Source organism: Flavobacterium sp. B114r (assembly GCF_056824125.1).
Genome location: NZ_CP124858.1, coordinates 2,609,294 through 2,626,723, shown reverse-complemented (window position 1 = coordinate 2,626,723; position 17,430 = coordinate 2,609,294). Strand labels below are relative to the sequence as shown.

Below are 17,430 nucleotides of genomic sequence, written 5' to 3'. Positions count from 1 at the left end.
TTAAAGTTCTGTTTAAAAGCTGTTCTGACGTAAGTTTATTTTTATATTTTAGCAAAACAAAGTTTCGTTAATAAAAAATTTTCGAACGACAGCGAATACTCTTTTTGTAGAGATAAATTCTAACCAACCCACTCTTAGAAATGAAACAATTAATGCTATCACTTTTAGTCCTGATTTTGTTTTCATGTAAAAAAAATGAGGAAACGTCAGATTCTAAAATTTCAAATAAAAAAGAGAAGGATAGTTCAGAAAGAGAAAATGATGGCATTAAAAAGTTAGATACTCTAAAAATCAGTTACTACGAACATAAAAACCTCTTTGATATTCTTACTATTTTGCCAGACAGTACGATGGCAAGCTGGCGATGGAATAAAAATGAGAGAATAGAATTTGTAAAGCAAATACAGAAACTTAGTTATACAACTACACCAGCAGAACATTTTTCTAAAATTTCACTGACACAACCCAATACAATTGAAATTCAAGTTGTTGACGGATATTGGGTCTTATCAATTTATAAAATAAAAACCAATAACTATATCGTAATTACAAATGATGTTGTTGGCGATGGAAAAGATCTTCACGCCTATGAATACTTAAATGGTGAGTTAAAATACATCCCGTTCAAAAGCTTATTTGACAATTTAACAGCATTTTTAATTGACAAAAACGATAAAAACTGTATGGAATTCCTTGAGGACAATCAGATTTTATTTGATTATAACTTCATTGGAACAAAAAAAATACAGATTAGTGATTCTGATTTATTAGAAGACTCAAAAGATTGTTTTAAAGGCAATATTTTGAATTATGAATTTAATCCGGAGCTTAAGAAATTTAATTTAATCAATATAGAATAAGCAAAACAATGAAAAAATGTTTCCTTGCCTTACTATTTTGTTTTCAACTTTCGTTTTCACAACAGGTTGATCATTTAGATACTGTACTCAAACAGCTTAACTTAAAAGAAAGTGACATAAATCAAAATCTTTTTACTCAAAAAATACTACCATACGACAAGGACAAAAGTGTTTTGGTGATCCCTAAATATATTGTCAATGAAGAAGACAATGAAGGTCATTTTTACTTTGAATTAGATGCTTATATCGTGGTAATCGATAATGCAACAGGAAAAATAATCTGCAAATTTATTGAACCCAACGCCTGGACATCTGATGCTTTTGTATTAACCGATATTTCGATTGATACCGGATTGTACCTTCTTAATAAAACTACGAGAGCCTTTGGAGTAAGAGTAGACTTTAATGCCAGCAGTAAACCTAATCCGTTTAGCGAAACCAATTTGTCATTGTACATTATAGAAAAAGGATCTTTGAAGCAAGTGCTGAAGAATTATAAAATTTCACAATCTCATGGAGAATGGGATACTAATTGTGCAGGAGAATTTGAATACAGTAATTCGACCTTCGACATGGGCAAAGTGCAAAACAATAATTTTAGCAATATTATAGTCAAAACTAAAATTGTACAAACAATAAGTACGCCCACAAAAGATGATTGTATCTCTAAGGATACGATTAAAACCGAAACATCGAAATTAGTTTTTAATGGAAAAGAGTATAAATAAAACACCTCTCTAAAAACGAATAAATTCAAAATTATATATGATTTTTTTTTATGCCGGATTAGCCTTTATAGCTATAGTTAGTATTGTGGTTATTATTTTAAAAAAAATTAAAAAGAACATTTCAATTTTAGAGTTGATTGTAACAAACATCTATGTTTTTTCACTCCTTTTTATGTTCGTTGGGTTAGAATCTCATGGCAACGATTACCATATCGCTATTGATCCTGTCGATGGGCAATGTTATATTCCTTTTGGGGGCAAGCATATTCTTAGTTTACTCTTTTATTTTATAGCCTTTATTATTTCAGTTTTATTAATTTGGCTAAAAGACAATAAATTACCTCCCTTAACACAGGTTTTATCCTTGAGTTTTCTTGTAATTGGCAGTATTCTCTCTTTTGTAATTTTACTACAAGTATCACAACACAATACCGAAAGTATTGATATGTATGACAATTCAGAACATATGTATTTTTTTATAGGTGTTCCAATTATAAGTCTGATAATCGCAGTAAGCCTTGTCATTGGCATCCTAAAAACCAAAATGAGGATTGCAAATGAAGAAACATATTCCAATAATTTTTTGAATAAAATCAACCAGTTTTTCGCTCAAAAAAGCAACTTACCTTTGTGGAGTATTATTCTAATAATTCCGCTATTATTGATCATTACGCTTATCCTAGTCTTATTTGGTCAGGATTCTAATTCATTGATAAAAGTTTTTACAGACACAACAACCTGGAGATTTTCGCAACAAATGCATCCGCCAATCCTGGATCATAAAGGACATTATTTATGTACGGTTGCTGCCTCCGGAAATCCTAAAATTGTAAAACCTCTAAGATTAGGAAAAAGAAATGGCAGAACAATAATAGTAAACCGTCAATTGCTTATTGCAAATGCATTTGAAGAAATGGTACAGGATTTCTCTCCTAAATTACATCATTTTATACGCACCAATTATGATAAATACGGATATAATTTATCTCAGAAAATCAATACTAAACCATTATCCAGCTTTACCTATTTAGTAATGAAACCAATAGAATGGGCGTTTTTACTTTGCTTGTATTTGTTTTGCGAAAAACCGGAGGAAAAAATCAATAAACAATATCAAATCTAATCAGCATATGCAAAAAAGAAAAAATGCACAAATATCACTTTTGATCTTTGTGCATTTTTTGCTGTAATTCAGTCGAGTTGTTGTGCATCTCTACAATCAATAAAACTCTAATATAAATCTATTTCAGGTACGAAAACCATTTATCTTCCATAGCCTTCTCTACATCAATATTGTGATAATTGGCAAATAATAAAATTTGCCCAAGCACATCAGCGACTTCATTCGCAATGTTCTTTTTTAATTCTTCTTGTGTCAGATTTCTGCTTCTTCCTCTCCCTGTATACGAAAGATAATTTTGGGTCAACTCTCCTATTTCTTCCTGCAATTTCAAAATATACCAATCGGCGTCCCTTTTTATATTGCAGTTTTTCTCGTACTGATCAGAAACCATTTCCACTTTTTTTTGTTACTGTATTTAAATCCATTAGATTGTACTATGGTTAAGTTTTTAATTGATTGTTCGTCTGTTTTTTTCTTTTCTTAGGTCAGAATTGAAAACAATATCGATTAGCAAAGATATTGCTATTATAATATTTTGTAAATAAAAATTTACAAATTTAAAATTTTTATTACTTTTCAGATTTTGACGATTTATACTTTAATTGTAAGATCTGTAAAAAAAAATAAATAAAATAACAATCTTTGTCTGAACAATTATATTTGTGTTTTGAAATTAGCTGAGTCAAATCTCGACAATAAAGTTTTCAAAATTGCTAACGAAATTATTAATTAATACTTTAACCCTTTTTTATAAATCATGAAAACCACAATTCTAATTCTATCTGCCTTAATACTTATTTCCTGTAAAAAAGATCAAAAAACAGAAACCGAAAAAATACAAGTTTCTGTGCAAGATACTGTGCAAATACCTGAGGAAAAAGAAATTGTAAAAAACAGTTCAGATACTATTGTAATTTCGGCCAAACATAAAAAAAACAAAATTCTATGTGATTTAGATGGCGACGGGAAAAATGAAACTGTCGAAATTGTCAGAAGTACCAATAATAACAAAAGTGGTCTAAGGATCATATTCGGTAACGGAAAACGAACCGACTATCTGGGAATGGGAAATACTGTTTTGAAACAAGGTTTTGACGAAATTGACTGGGTGGGAATTTTCGAAAAAGCGCCAAAAAATGAAGTTTACTGGAATAACATAAGTGACGAAGGCGAAATAATGGGCGATGAAGAAATAAAGGACGAAGATAAAATCAAACTTCCCAATGACGGTATATTTATTCACGCCGAAGAAAGCTGCGGAGGTGGTATCATTTACCTAAAAAACAACAAATACGAATGGATTCAGCGGGAATAATTTTATCACACGTTAGACAAACCGCTGTATATCAACGTTTCTATAATTATTAATTTAAAAATTCATAAATTTATTGTTCGATTATTATTTAATGGTCGAAACTAAGTTCTAATTTTTTAAATCTTTATTATGAAAACTAAAAAAATATGGGCCAATTTGGGTGTAGAAGATCTGGCGCGAACAACCAAATTCTACAGCGAACTAGGTTTTAAACCCAATGGTACCAATACAGAATTGACCAGTTTTACTTTTGGACAGGATGATTTTATAATTCATTTTTTTATAAAAGAAAAGTTTAAGTGGGCTATTAGTAGTGAAGCTGCCGACTTAAAAGTGGGTAATGAAGTTATTTTCTCTCTTTCGGCCGAAAGCGTAGACGAAGTACATCAATGGTTACTGAATGTTAAAAATGCAGGTGGAAAGATTTTCGCTGAACCTCAAAGTATTGAAAAAGGATATTTCTTTGGATTCTCTGATCCGGATGGACACAAATTTAATATTTTGTTCTGGCCTAAATAAAAGGATCTTCAGGTAAATACATAAAGGCGCATCCTATTGCGTCTCAACCCTTATAAAAAACTAAAATTCTAATCTAGCCCCAATAGAGCCCGTATCCTCGAATTCCCGATAATTATCGGTACCAAGCGATAAAGGCGAAAGCGGGACAATTGTTCCTTTTGTGAACTAAAATTCCTGCTCCTGAAATTTAAAATTTACACTATTTGAATTCATCTAAAAACCGATATATTTACACCTTTAAAATCAATCGCCTTTAGAATGAAAAAATTCGGATTACTATTCTCCATATTATTTTTAGCCCTTTCGTCATGTGGCGTAAAAACCACGCAATCATTGCTAAGCGATGGTAATTATGATGGTGCCATAGACCGTGCTGTCGAGGCATTGAGAACCAAAAAAGACGCTAAAGGAAAACAAGATTATGTCTATTTGCTGGAAGAAGCTTTTGCAAAAGCAAAGGACAGGGATTTGCGTGATCTCGATTTGATGATTAAAGAAGCTACACCAACAAATTCTGAACGTGTTTATAATACTTATTTGCAGTTGAATAACCGTCAGGAAAAAATAAGACCGTTATTGCCGTTGCCTTTATTGAAACAGGGAAAAAATGCTTCTTTTGCATTTGATAATTATTCAGATCAGATTGTGAGCAGTAAAATTGCGCTTACGAAATATTTATATGACAAAGCTTCTGTTCTTTTAAAATCAAAAAACAAACTGGATTTCAGACTCGCATATGATGATCTTTTCTATCTTGAAAGTCTTAGTCCGGGCTACAAGAACACGAAAAAAATGATGGATGACGCCCAGTTCAAAGGAACTGATTTCGTTGATGTATATGCCACAAACGAAACTAATATGGTGATCCCAAAAATGCTTCAGGATGATTTACTGGATTTTAAAACTTACGGTTTAAATGATAAATGGACGGTTTATCATAGTGCCAGACAAAAAAATATTACTTACGATTATAGCCTGATAATCAACTTTAGACAAATTAATATTTCGCCGGAGCAAATCAAGGAGAAAGAATTCATTAAAGAAAGACAAGTCAAAGATGGTATAAAAACTCTTCTTGACAGCCGCGGAAGACCTGTAAAAGATAGTCTGGGCAAAGAGATAAAGGTCGACAACTACAGATGGCTTAGAGCAAATATCTACGAATTCAGACAGTTTAAATCCTGCCAGATAACGGCAAAAGTAGATTATGTTGATGTTCGCACAAATGCGCTGTTACAATCATTTCCGGTCACGAGCGAATTTATTTTCGAAAATGTTTACTCTACGTATAAAGGCGACAGAAGTGCTTGTGAGGATAATTATATGAATTATTTTAATAAACGTGCTGTGCCTTTCCCTAATAATGATCAAATGGTTTATGATACCGGCGAAGATCTAAAAGCGAGACTTAAAGATATTATTGTCAGAAATAAATTCAGAGGATAAAATTTCTGACCAAAAAAACAATTTAATACAATCAAAAAATGAAAACCAAAATCCTGATTACTTTAATTCTGTTTTGTTTTATCAGCTGTAAAAATTCTGATAAGGTCGAAAGAAAAGACCAGCCGGATATCTACAATGTTAAAGGCAGTGATACAGATATGAATGAAGCAATAGAAAAAGCGAACCAAACCTTAGCAGATTTTAATACTGCTTTACTTAATTCGGAAATTGAAGTTAAATCTTTGAAAGTTAAATTTCAAAATGAAACCGATGCTGAGCATATCTGGTTAACTAATGTTGAGTTTAAAGATGGCAAATATTCCGGAATTTTAGATAATGAACCTGAATATATTACAGATTATAAAATTGGGGATACCATAAACGTCGACAGTAAAAACATTAGCGACTGGATGTATATTGAAAACGGAAAACTGTTTGGCGGTTACACGATAAAAGTACTAAGAAACAAAATGTCTGAAAGCGAAAGAAAACAATTTGATGCCGAAAGCGGTATGCAAATAGAATAAGCAAAAACATATTACATTTTAAGCGTATTGTATCAAAATCCTATATCCTTTAAAAAAATGTTGATGAATGAACACATGAGAAAAATTGCAATTTTATTAATACTTATTATAGCATTTTCAGGTTGTAAAGAGGAGAAAAAAGAACAGCCAAAAACATCTGATAATACAACGCTAAACGTTTCAAAAAATCAACCTTTAGTTGTAACAAAAATTGATTCGACACAATTTCCCCGTTCAATAAAATACGAAGGTTTTATTAAAAAGGCTGTTCGCTGGAAAGATAATTCAGGAGATAATATTGTAATCACAACTGAAACGGGTATTTACAAAAATGAAAAACAGGGACACGAATTTGAAGACAGCAGTGATGCTGAGTTATATGCCTACCATTTTATAATATCGAATAACGAAGCGAAACAAACCTGGAGAGTAAAGGATTTTATTGCCGATTGTCCGGTAGATATTATAGCGGCTTTTGTCAAAAATACTTTTAAAATTACAGACTTAGATAAAAATGGTATCGCTGAAATATGGCTAATGTATAAAACGGTTTGTCATGGAGATGTAAGCCCGTGCGATATGAAGATTATTATGTACGAAGGCAACCAGAAATATGCTATGCGAGGACGCAACAAAGTTGAATTTGGAACTGATGATAACGGAAAAAGATTATTTGAAGGCGGTGAATTTAAATTTGATGACAATTTTAAGAAAGCTCCAAAAGTCTTTAGACAGTTTGCCGAAGACTTGTGGAATAAAAACATAATAGAAAATTGGGACAATTAATAGGCGGTGAACATAAACCCTGACCTTATTTTAATAGAGATGTACAAAATTGTATGTCTCTATTTTTTTTTTACAGAAAATCATAAAATAAAAAAAACATACTACTAATCAAAATGTTATGTATATTTGCAACTGATTAGTTGCGTATTTAAATAAATCAAAAATGAAACGAGATATATTTCAGGCTATTGCCGACCCAACCCGTCGGGCCATCTTAGTATTAGTGGCTACTACTGCTTTAACCCCAAATGCAATTGCAGAGCAGTTTAATACAACGAGACAAGCCGTTTCGAAACATATTAAAATTCTCAACGAATGCGACTTATTAGACGAAAAAAAAATAGGCAGAGAAATCTATTATCAACTTAAAATTGACAAAATGAAAGAAGTTGACAAATGGCTGGAACAGTTTAAGGAAATTTGGGAAAACCGATTCAGTCAACTTGATCATGTGTTAATGAACCTAAAATCTAAAGAAAATGAAATCTAATCTCTTAATGAATTTTTCCGTAAACAAGGAAACTATAACGGTGAATATAAAACGTGAGTTCAACGCATCGCTTGCCAATGTTTGGTCAGCATGGACAGAAGCTGAAATTTTAGATCAATGGTGGGCTCCTGCCCCATTTACATCTAAAACAAAACGCATGGAATTTAGAGCAGGCGGACAAAGATTGTATGCCATGGTTGGTCCTGAAAATCAGGAACGATGGGGACTTATTGATTATACCTCGATTTCTCCAAAAACCAATTTTAAATATTCTGCTACTTTTTGTGATGCTGAAGGCAATCCTGATTCAACTTTTGGAAGTTCTTATTGGAATGTCAATTTTTCCGAACAAGGAAATTCCGTAATTGTTGCTATTGAAATTAAACGAGATAGCTTATCTGATTTAGAAAAAATAATTGAAATGGGCTTTAAAGAAGGATTTACAAGCACTATGGAAACGTTGGATAAAATCCTTGAAGTACAAAAGTAAAATAGTAATGAATTTAAAATTTTAAGAAAATGAAATCTAATCTCTTAATGAATTTTACTGTAGACAAAGAAACAAGTACGGTAAATGTAAAACGTGAGTTCAATGCATCTCTTGCCAATGTTTGGTCAGCATGGACAGAACCTGAAATTTTAGATTAATGGTGGGCACCTGCCCCATGGAAATCTAAAACAAAACGTATGGAATTTAAGGAAGGCGGACAAAGACTTTATGCCATGGTTGGTCCTGCTGGAGAAGAACATTGCGCTGTAGCCGATTTTACTTCTATAACTCCAAAGACTAATTTTAAATATCTGGATGCTTTTTCTGACAGCGAAGGAAATTTGAATGCAGCTTTTCCACGCTCTGACTGGAATGTGAGTTTTGCAGAACAAGGAGACAGCACTATTGTTGACATCGCTATTAAGCATGAAAATCTTTCTGATCTGGAAAAAATAATCAAAATGGGATTCAAAGAAGGCTTTACAATTGCCCTGGAAGGCTTGGATGCTGTTTTTACTTCAAATTCATCTAAAAATAAAAAAGATGCGTAAATTTCTTGTGTGTCCTTTTTGCATAAATTAAAACAATTTTTACGGTTTCCCGTAATGAAAACAAATTTTTACCTATTACTTTTGGGCTTTAAGCTATAATTACAATCCCAAATCTTAATGAAAAAACAAATTCTATTCCTTGTTCTTACCCTTGTTCTTAGTATAAATTCTTATTCGCAAATAACTTACGAAAATGGATATTTCATTGATCAAAATAATAAAAAAACAGATTGCCTAATTGAAAATTTAGACTGGAAAAACATACCAACTAGTTTCAAATACAAACTACCTGAAAGTCAAGACATCATTATTGCGGATATTAAGACTATAAAAGAATTTGCAATCTCAGGCGAAAGTAAATACATTAGAACTTCATTAAAAATAGACCGATCTTCAAAATTCATAGAAAATATGAGTACGGATAAAGATCCGGTTTTTAAGGAAGAGACTTTATTGCTAAAAGTACTTATTGAAGGAAAAGCATCTCTTTATATGTATGACGAAGGAAGCTTAACTCGTTTCTTTTATAAAGTTAATGATGCAGAAATAAAACAATTGGTCTACAAACCTTATCTTATAAACGGAAATTCTTCTATTGCCAAAAATAATTATTTCAGAGAACAACTTTTTATTGACCTGAAGTGCGATAATATACTTCAAAGAGATTATGAAAATTTGAGCTACGATCGCCGTGCCTTGCTCAAATTTTTTATAAAATATAATAAATGCAGTGATACAAATTTTACCGAATTTGAGAAAAAAGAAAAAAAAGATTTATTTAATTTAACAGTTAGACCAAGATTAAACAATAGTTCATTATCTATCAGCAATTCAAATACAGATCTTTATAATTTTGAATTTGATTCTAAATCAAGTTTAAGTTTGGGCGTTGAAGCAGAGTTTATTTTGCCATTCAATAGAAATAAATGGTCATTAACCGTAGAGCCTACTTATCAATTTTATAAAGCAGAAAAAACAAACGAAACTACTTCTTTAGTAGGTGGAGAAATTACCGCAAAAGTTGATTACAAGTCTGTTGAATTACCAATAGGTGTCAGACATTACTTTTTTCTTAAAAATGATTCTAAAATATTTATAAATGCATCTTATCTCATTGATTTTGGCTCAAATTCAAAAATCGAATTTTCGCGAAAAGATGGGTCGATAATAAATTCTCTTGATATTAAATCCGGTAGTACTTTCGCTTTAGGAATTGGAGGAAAACTCCACGACAAATACAGCATAGAATTCAGATACTTAATAAACAGAACTATTCTAAAAAATTATCTATTCCTGGATTCTTCTTATTCAACAGCATCCTTAATATTGGGATATTCCTTTTTTTAAAACATTTCATGCCTTTAAACTTCACAAATCCCTATCATTAATTAATGATAGGGATTTGTTTTATAACTTGTTTTAAAATTTCAATTTGATGTTTGTAAAAATTTAGAATGTCTTAAATTTGTATTTTAGTCCACGAATACTCTCATAAAAAGTTCAAAATTCTGAACGATTTAAATACCACCCAATGAACAAAATTATTTCCCTTGCCTTTTTCCTTTTCACCTCAACATTACTTTTTAGTCAAACTACCAAATCTAAATCTACAGATACCAGCAAACCTTTTGTTTTAGGCGTTATAGACGAAATACAATCGAAAGAACTGGGCGAAAAAAGAATCCTGAACATTTATCTTCCCGAAGGTTATAAAGCAGAACACACAACAAAATATCCTGTAATTTATTTATTGGATGGCTCGGCTGACGAAGACTTTATACATATTGCAGGATTAGTACAGTTCAATAGTTTTGAATGGATCAATCAGGTTCCAAAATCAATTGTTGTGGGAATTGCAACTGTAGACAGAAGAAGAGATTTTACTTATCCAACGAATATCGAAAAAGATAAAAAGCGTTTTGCTACTTCAGGACATTCGGATAAATTTATTGCTTTTATCGAAAAAGAATTACAGCCGTTTATTGACAAAAAATACAAAACAACCCATTCTAAAACTATTATTGGCCAATCATTAGGCGGATTATTAGAAACGGAAATTTTATTAAAGAAACCAACTCTTTTTAATAAATATGTTATTGTGAGTCCTAGTATCTGGTGGGATAATGGTTCTTTATTAAACCAGGAAAGCACAATTTTTCAGGAAAATTTTAATCAGCAAACTGATATTTATATCGCTGTTGGTAAAGAAGGACTTACACCAACAGAAATCCCGAGAGTGATGGAAGTAGATGCTAATCTACTGGCTGAAAAAATTAAAGCTACTAAAAGTAAAAACATAAAAGTGTACTTTGATTATTTCCCACAGGAGAATCATGCTACTATTTTGCATCCCGCTGCTTCAAATTCATTTAAATTCTTTTATCCGCAGACAAAAGAATAGAAACGAATATTTTGAAATGAAAACCAAATTTTACAGAAATGAAAAATACAGAAGAAAACAAATTAGACAATCCCGTTTGGTATTCCTTGTCTGAAAGTCATGCAACATTTGCAATTGATTATAATTCAACTAAATTTTACAGTCCTGATCATTGCCCGTTTGGAGGTTTTGTAAATCCGGAAAGCACTTTAGAAGCAGCTAATCAATATTCAGCACTGGCAGAAAGTTTCTTTATTGTTGGAGAAAAACCTAAAATCAGTGACTCTCTAAAAATTGCGAAAGAGTTAGTCTGTCTTCAAATGATTATTTACAACAAAATAGAGCTGCCCATAACTACTGAGATTGTAAAAATTACTGAAGAATACAATGACGAATTAGTTCAATTGGTTAACCTGGTTCAGCCAGGATATTTCAAAAATAAAACAGCTGAATTAGGCAATTATTATGGGATTTTCAAAGACAATCAATTAATAGCTATTACTGGTGAACGAATGAAAATGAACGACTTTACAGAAGTAAGCGCTATTATTACTTATCCTGACCACACCGGAAAAGGTTATGCAAAACAATTGATTGCACATGTTGTGAATAGAATTTTTAATGAGAATAAAACGCCTTACCTTCATGTAGTTGAAAGTAATATTGGAGCAATAGCTTTATACAAAAAACTAGGTTTTGTGACGAGAAGAAAAATGAGTTTTTGGAATATTTCTAAAAATCAGTAAATTTACTTTACAGTACTAATATCATTATCATTATGAAAAAAATATTTTTAATCTTCATTTGTTTAGTTGGTTTCTCTGTAAATGCTCAAACCTCTAAAGAACTTATTGGTAAATGGCAATTGGTAAAGTGGGTAAAGAAAGGCAAGGAAAAAGATATAAAAGACTATTATAAAACGGATCAGGTTTTCCAGGTTTTCAAAGAAAATGGAGATTTTGAAAGTATTGTTGGCGATGAATCACATAAAGCAAAATAGAAATTATCTAAAGATAATTCTGAGCTTACTATTACTCTGGCTATGATGCCCGTAAAGTTTTCAATAGACTATTTTTATGCCAACAAACGTATCATTACAACTCCGCAAATAGGAACTTTTGAATACAAAAAGGTTACGGAATAGCTTAAATGGTTTCGCATCTTATATTAAAGATGTAACTTTTTATTCTTATAAAAAATAAACCTCTCACTTAGCCCCGATGGAAACGACATCCTTTTTCTGGCTTCTTTAGACAGAAAAAGATATAGTGTACAACGAGACTGGAGGTTTTATGAAAATTGATTTTCTGCTACTGAGGGTTCAAAATCCAACAATTCAAAATCTGAAATCTATATTACCCCAACCAGCCATCACGATCCAGACTTCTATATTGAATGGCTTCGGCAATGTGTTGCGAAATTACAATTGCCGTGGCATCAAGATCTGCTATTGTTCTCGCCACTTTGAGGATTCTATCGTAGGCACGGGCAGAAAGATTCAATCGTTCCATAGCAGTTTTTAATAATTCTTTTGACTGGTCGTCAAGAGCACAATATTCCCGAATTAGTTTACTGCTCATTTGGGCATTATAATGTATGTTTTCCATTGCTTCGAATCGCTTGGTTTGAATTTCGCGCGCTGCTGTAACCCGCTTTCTGATTTCGACACTGCTTTCGGATTTTCGATCATCGGCTAATTTTTCAAAAGGAACAGGAGTTACCTCTATATGAATATCGATTCTATCTAATAAAGGTCCGGAAATCTTACTCAGATAACGCTGCATTTCGTGCGGAGATGAGGTATTTGGCATATTGGGATCATTAAAAAAACCACTGGGACTTGGGTTCATACTTGCTACCAACATAAACGAAGAAGGATAAGTCACGGTAAATTTAGCACGCGAAATTGTGACCTCACGATCTTCAAGTGGCTGGCGCATTACTTCTAAAACATCACGTTTGAATTCCGGTAATTCGTCTAAAAACAAAACACCATTGTGCGCCATCAAAATTTCGCCGGGCTGCGGATAACTTCCTCCACCAACAAGCGCTCCATTTGTTGCGTATGTAAAATGTGTGGTATATATTTGACCTATATAATTAAACAAAAGAAATGGGAAAAGTTGCAATATACGCTAGAGACATATTGTGCAATTTCTGGTGCTTTTATTTGATCAGAGGCAACTAAAATTCCCATTGCCAGAGGTAAATCGTAGGCAGAACCTTCTTTTCGCAAATCAGCCGGCGCCATATTGATTGTTATTTTTTTGCCGGGCAAACTATATCCGTTATTTTTAAGAGCAGCAGCAATTCTGTAACTGCTTTCTTTTATTGCATTGTCAGGCAATCCAACTAAGTGATAACCAATCCCTTTATCCATATGAACTTCTACTGTAATCGTAGTAGCTTCAACTCCAAAAACGGCACTTCCATAAACTTTTACTAACATAAGATCCTTTCATTAAATGTTTTTAAATCTAATGAAACTAATTTAATTTAACAATCAAATTATTACAAATAAATACTTTTAGAAATACATATTATAAGGCTTCAGTATTGAAAAAACCAAAAAGGCCTGTTTTGACTGCAATAAAACCATTATTTATGCCTATCTTGCGAAAATATCATCGATTTCTATCGATAATTTCGATTTCTTAATTCTAAGAATCTTACCTGCAATTGACTTTGCATCTTTTACATCTGCTGAAAATTTTCTATCAGCCTAAATAATCTAAAATTTAAAACATGGAATTTAAATTACTTAATCCAACTATTGGATACGACGCTATCTATACACCTGAAATAATTGCTGCTTTTTTACATACGCATTTAGAACAATATGGAGACACTACCCAAGACATACTAAAATCTATTGCTTATGCAATGAATCCTGACAAAGGCGGCAATATTGTCATTGGTCTGGACAACCAAAAAATTGTTGGAGTCGTAATTCTGAATAATACGGGAATGAAAGATTATATTCCGGAAAACATCCTGGTTTATATAGCTGTCGACAATGCTGAAAGAGGAAAAGGTTATGGAAAAAAACTTATGGAAAAAGCCATTTCTGTCGCCGAAGGAAACATTGCTCTTCACGTAGAACCGGACAATCCTGCTAAAAAGCTTTATGAAAAACTGGGTTTTACTAATAAGTATCTTGAAATGCGTCTGATTAAATAAACGCAAATTAATTAATTCAATAAAAAACAAAGCCTAATGGCATTTATAAAATTATATCGAAAAAAATTAAAAGAAAACTATACTTTTCTGAATTCACTTTTCGAATCAAAAAACATTCAATGGGGAGTTGTATCGAAACTTTTATGCGGTAACAAACTGTACTTAAAAGAAATTATCTCGCTGGGAGTCAAAGAAATTCATGATTCGCGTGTGAGTAATCTAAAAAAGATAAAATCGCTTGATCCCACTATTCAAACTGTCTATATAAAACCGCCTGCTAAGCGAAGTATTGTCAATATTGTAAAATATGCCGATGTCAGTTTTAATACTGAATTGTACACGATTCAAATGTTATCTGAAGAGGCAAAAAAGCAAAACAAGATCCATAAAATCATCATTATGATCGAAATGGGAGATTTACGTGAAGGCGTGATGGGCGAAGATTTAATCGAATTTTACGGCACTGTTATTAGTATGCCTAATATTGAGATTCGTGGAATTGGTACAAACTTAAATTGTTTAAGCGGGGTTATGCCAACACAGGATAAACTGATACAATTGAGCTTGTATAAACAACTTATCGAAGCTAAATTCAATATTACAATTCCGTGGGTTTCCGGCGGAACTTCTGTTGCAATCCCGTTACTTCTAAAAAATGCCCGACCAATGGCTGTAAACCACTTTAGAATTGGTGAAGCTTTATTTTTTGGAAAAGATTTGTTTACAGGAGAAACAATTAAAGGCATGCGCAATGACGTCTTTAAACTTTTTGCAGAAGTCATTGAAATAACCGAAAAACCGGATATCCCAATAGGAGAACTAGGCGAAAATGTAGCCGGAAATACTTTTTCTATGCAGGATACCGAGGATTTTAGCGGAACTTCTTTAAGAGCTATTCTAGATATTGGCTTACTCGACATGCAACCTCAATATTTAGAAGCTGTCGATGAAGAAATCACAATTGTAGATGCCAGCTCTGATATGTTGGTAATTGACATTACGAGTTCAACCCAAAAATACAAAGTGGGCGATTTAGTTTCTTTCAATATTAAATATATGGGCGCCTTGTATTTATTAAATTCGAATTATATCGAAAAAAATATAGAGTAGAAAATCAGTATTTTAAGTATAAAAATCTATTCATTTACGATTGCCCATATCTAATCATGAAAAAGGATAAATTTATAACGTTATTATTATAACTATTAAATCTATTTTTAATTCTAGTTTTATAAACTAATACGATGAATGAAGCGCAAATAAAATCAGCACTTGCAAAAAAAGCAACTCAATTTACAACAGGAGGTCTTAAACCAACAAATTCATTTACTGAAAGTTGGATTGGAAGAGTCTATTTATATCACGAAAATGAAGAAATTCCTTTGGATAATGATGGTGAATTGATGCTTCCTCTGTTTCAATTGTGTCTTAATCAATTACCTTTTGTGCCTGAAATTTTAGAACAATCTAAGATTATTACCGTTTTTATTTCTAAAAAATTCCCGATGGACTTAACGCCTAATGAAAATAATTGGGTTCTGCGTGAATATAAAAACTTAGATAATATTGTAATTAAGGATTTAAAAAATGATGCTTCATTTATAAAACCTTTTCCGTTATCCAATACACTAATTGAAAAAGATTATCCGGTTTGGGAAGACCCTGAAATACCAAATGATATATCCAATAATATTAATCAACTTGAGGATTCAGGAATTATTGATTCTTATTACGATATTATCGAAAACAATTATGGTCACAAAATTGGTGGCTATGCAACATATTGCCAATCCGGAATTGATTTTGGAGATGATTTTGAATTTGTTTTTCAGATTGCTTCTGATGAAAAAGCGAATTTAAATATCGTTGACGGTGGAAATATTTATTTAGCAAAAAACAAAACGACTGAAGATTGGGTTTATTATTGTGATTTTTATTAAAATCTAAATCGGATTAAGAAAAACTTAATCCAATTTGTTTTTTTATATCCTCCACCATCTTACTCAAATCCAAACTATTTTGCTGCGACCAAAACTCACTTTCGATTTGACTGTTTCTAATACAATGATGACATTCTAGAATTTCGTACGTATATCCTTTTCCTAGATTAGGCAAACTGTAATTGGTTTCCTTTTGGTCTCTAAATACAGAATATCCGTCAGCTACAAACCACGGAGAATTAAGTTTAATATAGCCTTCTGTTCCACTTATTGTTGCTTTCATATCAGATTCTGAAATTATAGAAGCCTGCAAAACGGCCTGAGCATTTTCATATTGCAAAATCATTGAAGTCTGAAGATCGATTCCGTTTTTATGAAGAATAGATTTTGCAATTATTTCTTTAGGAATTCCCAGAAATATATAGGCGAGAAATAAAGGATAAACGCCAATATCAAAAAGTGCTCCTCCGCCAAGATCCTTATCAAAAAGTCTTCCTCCATTCTTTTCATCAGCATAAAAAGCAAAGTCAGCATTCACGCTTTTTATATCACCAATTATTCCTTCATTTACTTTTGTTAGAACTTCCTGAACCGACGGAATAAAGCGGGTCCAGAAAGCTTCCATAAAAAATTTATTGTACTTTACTGAAGCTTCAGTCATTCGAATGGCATCTTTATAAGACAATGCAATTGGTTTTTCGCATAAGACATGTTTACCATTTTCTAATGCCTTGATCGATAATTCGGCATGCGAATTATGCGGCGTTGCGATGTAAATAATATCAATTTCATCATCCTTACAAAGTGCCTCATAAGAATCATAAACTTTTGGGCAATTGTACTTTTCAGCAAAGTCAATCGCATTATCTCTATTTCTGGAAGCAACCGCAAATAGCGTTGCATCGTTTAGTAGTAATAAATCTGCAGCAAATTGATTTGCAATATTTCCTAAGCCAATAACTCCCCATTTTATTTTATTGTTATTTTTCATACGTTTCTATAAACGCTACTTATCAGGCGTTTAATTAAATTATTATCTAAATAAAGAAAAAACATTTAAAAAAATCAATTTTAAACAACATATATTTCATATTT

General features: G+C 32.0%; 19 protein-coding genes and 2 pseudogenes. 18 read left to right on the top strand and 3 right to left on the bottom strand.

The window, feature by feature from the left end:
• Positions 1 to 140 precede the first annotated feature (140 nt).
• The 3 genes from QLQ94_RS11235 to QLQ94_RS11225 are packed head-to-tail and all read left to right on the top strand — an operon-like array spanning position 141 to position 2,711.
• On the top strand, positions 141 to 860 hold the full coding sequence (locus tag QLQ94_RS11235) for a hypothetical protein (protein WP_271335456.1): 720 nt from the start codon (positions 141 to 143) through the stop codon (positions 858 to 860).
• Between the two features lie 8 nt (positions 861 to 868).
• Positions 869 to 1,588, top strand: coding sequence for a PA3715 family protein (locus QLQ94_RS11230; protein ID WP_271335457.1), 720 nt, complete (start codon positions 869 to 871; stop codon positions 1,586 to 1,588).
• 37 nt (positions 1,589 to 1,625) lie between these two features.
• Positions 1,626 to 2,711: a DUF6688 domain-containing protein gene (locus QLQ94_RS11225; RefSeq protein ID WP_482499785.1), complete on the top strand. Its 1,086-nt coding sequence runs from the start codon at positions 1,626 to 1,628 to the stop codon at positions 2,709 to 2,711.
• A 118-nt stretch (positions 2,712 to 2,829) separates the two neighbouring features.
• Here QLQ94_RS11225 and QLQ94_RS11220 read toward each other — a convergent pair whose 3' ends face one another.
• Complete coding sequence (locus QLQ94_RS11220) at positions 2,830 to 3,102, bottom strand: hypothetical protein (protein WP_482499783.1); 273 nt, start codon at positions 3,100 to 3,102, stop codon at positions 2,830 to 2,832.
• Between the two features lie 366 nt (positions 3,103 to 3,468).
• Between QLQ94_RS11220 and QLQ94_RS11215 the strand changes: the two genes are divergently transcribed.
• From QLQ94_RS11215 to QLQ94_RS11160, 12 genes and pseudogenes are all read left to right on the top strand, one after another.
• Complete coding sequence (locus QLQ94_RS11215; RefSeq protein ID WP_427401899.1) at positions 3,469 to 4,026, top strand: hypothetical protein; 558 nt, start codon at positions 3,469 to 3,471, stop codon at positions 4,024 to 4,026.
• A 129-nt stretch (positions 4,027 to 4,155) separates the two neighbouring features.
• Positions 4,156 to 4,545: a VOC family protein gene (locus QLQ94_RS11210; RefSeq protein WP_271335461.1), complete on the top strand. Its 390-nt coding sequence runs from the start codon at positions 4,156 to 4,158 to the stop codon at positions 4,543 to 4,545.
• A gap of 258 nt (positions 4,546 to 4,803) precedes the next feature.
• Entirely contained in the window at positions 4,804 to 5,991 is a 1,188-nt protein-coding gene (locus QLQ94_RS11205; protein WP_271335463.1) for a COG3014 family protein, read from the top strand.
• Positions 5,992 to 6,029: 38 nt separating this feature from the next.
• A complete protein-coding gene (locus tag QLQ94_RS11200; protein WP_482499780.1) occupies positions 6,030 to 6,518 on the top strand; it encodes a YegJ family protein in 489 nt (162 codons plus the stop codon).
• 75 nt (positions 6,519 to 6,593) lie between these two features.
• Positions 6,594 to 7,304, top strand: coding sequence for a M949_RS01915 family surface polysaccharide biosynthesis protein (locus tag QLQ94_RS11195; RefSeq protein WP_482499966.1), 711 nt, complete (start codon positions 6,594 to 6,596; stop codon positions 7,302 to 7,304).
• 163 nt (positions 7,305 to 7,467) lie between these two features.
• Positions 7,468 to 7,794, top strand: a complete 327-nt coding sequence (locus tag QLQ94_RS11190) for an ArsR/SmtB family transcription factor (RefSeq protein WP_271335466.1) — start codon at positions 7,468 to 7,470, stop codon at positions 7,792 to 7,794.
• Positions 7,784 to 8,284: an SRPBCC family protein gene (locus QLQ94_RS11185; protein ID WP_271335467.1), complete on the top strand. Its 501-nt coding sequence runs from the start codon at positions 7,784 to 7,786 to the stop codon at positions 8,282 to 8,284. The genes QLQ94_RS11190 and QLQ94_RS11185 overlap by 11 nt, the downstream gene beginning before the upstream one ends.
• A 29-nt stretch (positions 8,285 to 8,313) precedes the next feature.
• Positions 8,314 to 8,835 (top strand): annotated as a pseudogene (locus QLQ94_RS11180) (SRPBCC family protein).
• A 117-nt stretch (positions 8,836 to 8,952) separates the two neighbouring features.
• The gene (locus QLQ94_RS11175; RefSeq protein ID WP_427401894.1) at positions 8,953 to 10,182 is read left to right on the top strand and encodes a tRNA modification GTPase; all 1,230 of its coding nucleotides are present in this window, start codon (positions 8,953 to 8,955) and stop codon (positions 10,180 to 10,182) included.
• A gap of 184 nt (positions 10,183 to 10,366) precedes the next feature.
• Positions 10,367 to 11,236, top strand: a complete 870-nt coding sequence (locus QLQ94_RS11170; RefSeq protein ID WP_271335470.1) for an alpha/beta hydrolase — start codon at positions 10,367 to 10,369, stop codon at positions 11,234 to 11,236.
• Positions 11,237 to 11,274: 38 nt separating this feature from the next.
• Positions 11,275 to 11,961, top strand: a complete 687-nt coding sequence (locus QLQ94_RS11165; protein WP_271335471.1) for a GNAT family N-acetyltransferase — start codon at positions 11,275 to 11,277, stop codon at positions 11,959 to 11,961.
• 32 nt (positions 11,962 to 11,993) lie between these two features.
• On the top strand, positions 11,994 to 12,215 hold the full coding sequence (locus QLQ94_RS11160) for a hypothetical protein (protein ID WP_271335472.1): 222 nt from the start codon (positions 11,994 to 11,996) through the stop codon (positions 12,213 to 12,215).
• A gap of 355 nt (positions 12,216 to 12,570) precedes the next feature.
• Here the strand turns inward: QLQ94_RS11160 and QLQ94_RS11155 are convergent.
• Positions 12,571 to 13,664 (bottom strand): annotated as a pseudogene (locus tag QLQ94_RS11155) (YifB family Mg chelatase-like AAA ATPase).
• A gap of 296 nt (positions 13,665 to 13,960) precedes the next feature.
• Here QLQ94_RS11155 and QLQ94_RS11150 point away from each other — a divergent pair.
• The 3 genes from QLQ94_RS11150 (at position 13,961) to QLQ94_RS11140 (ending at position 16,335) form a co-directional block, all read left to right on the top strand.
• Entirely contained in the window at positions 13,961 to 14,395 is a 435-nt protein-coding gene (locus QLQ94_RS11150) for a GNAT family N-acetyltransferase (protein ID WP_427401892.1), read from the top strand.
• A gap of 36 nt (positions 14,396 to 14,431) precedes the next feature.
• A complete protein-coding gene (locus QLQ94_RS11145) occupies positions 14,432 to 15,505 on the top strand; it encodes an alanine/ornithine racemase family PLP-dependent enzyme (RefSeq protein ID WP_271335474.1) in 1,074 nt (357 codons plus the stop codon).
• A 134-nt stretch (positions 15,506 to 15,639) separates the two neighbouring features.
• Positions 15,640 to 16,335, top strand: a complete 696-nt coding sequence (locus QLQ94_RS11140) for a DUF1963 domain-containing protein (protein ID WP_427401891.1) — start codon at positions 15,640 to 15,642, stop codon at positions 16,333 to 16,335.
• 13 nt (positions 16,336 to 16,348) lie between these two features.
• On the opposite strand, the gene QLQ94_RS11135 is transcribed toward QLQ94_RS11140, so the two are convergent.
• Complete coding sequence (locus QLQ94_RS11135) at positions 16,349 to 17,326, bottom strand: Gfo/Idh/MocA family protein (RefSeq protein ID WP_271335476.1); 978 nt, start codon at positions 17,324 to 17,326, stop codon at positions 16,349 to 16,351.
• Positions 17,327 to 17,430: the final 104 nt, after the last annotated feature.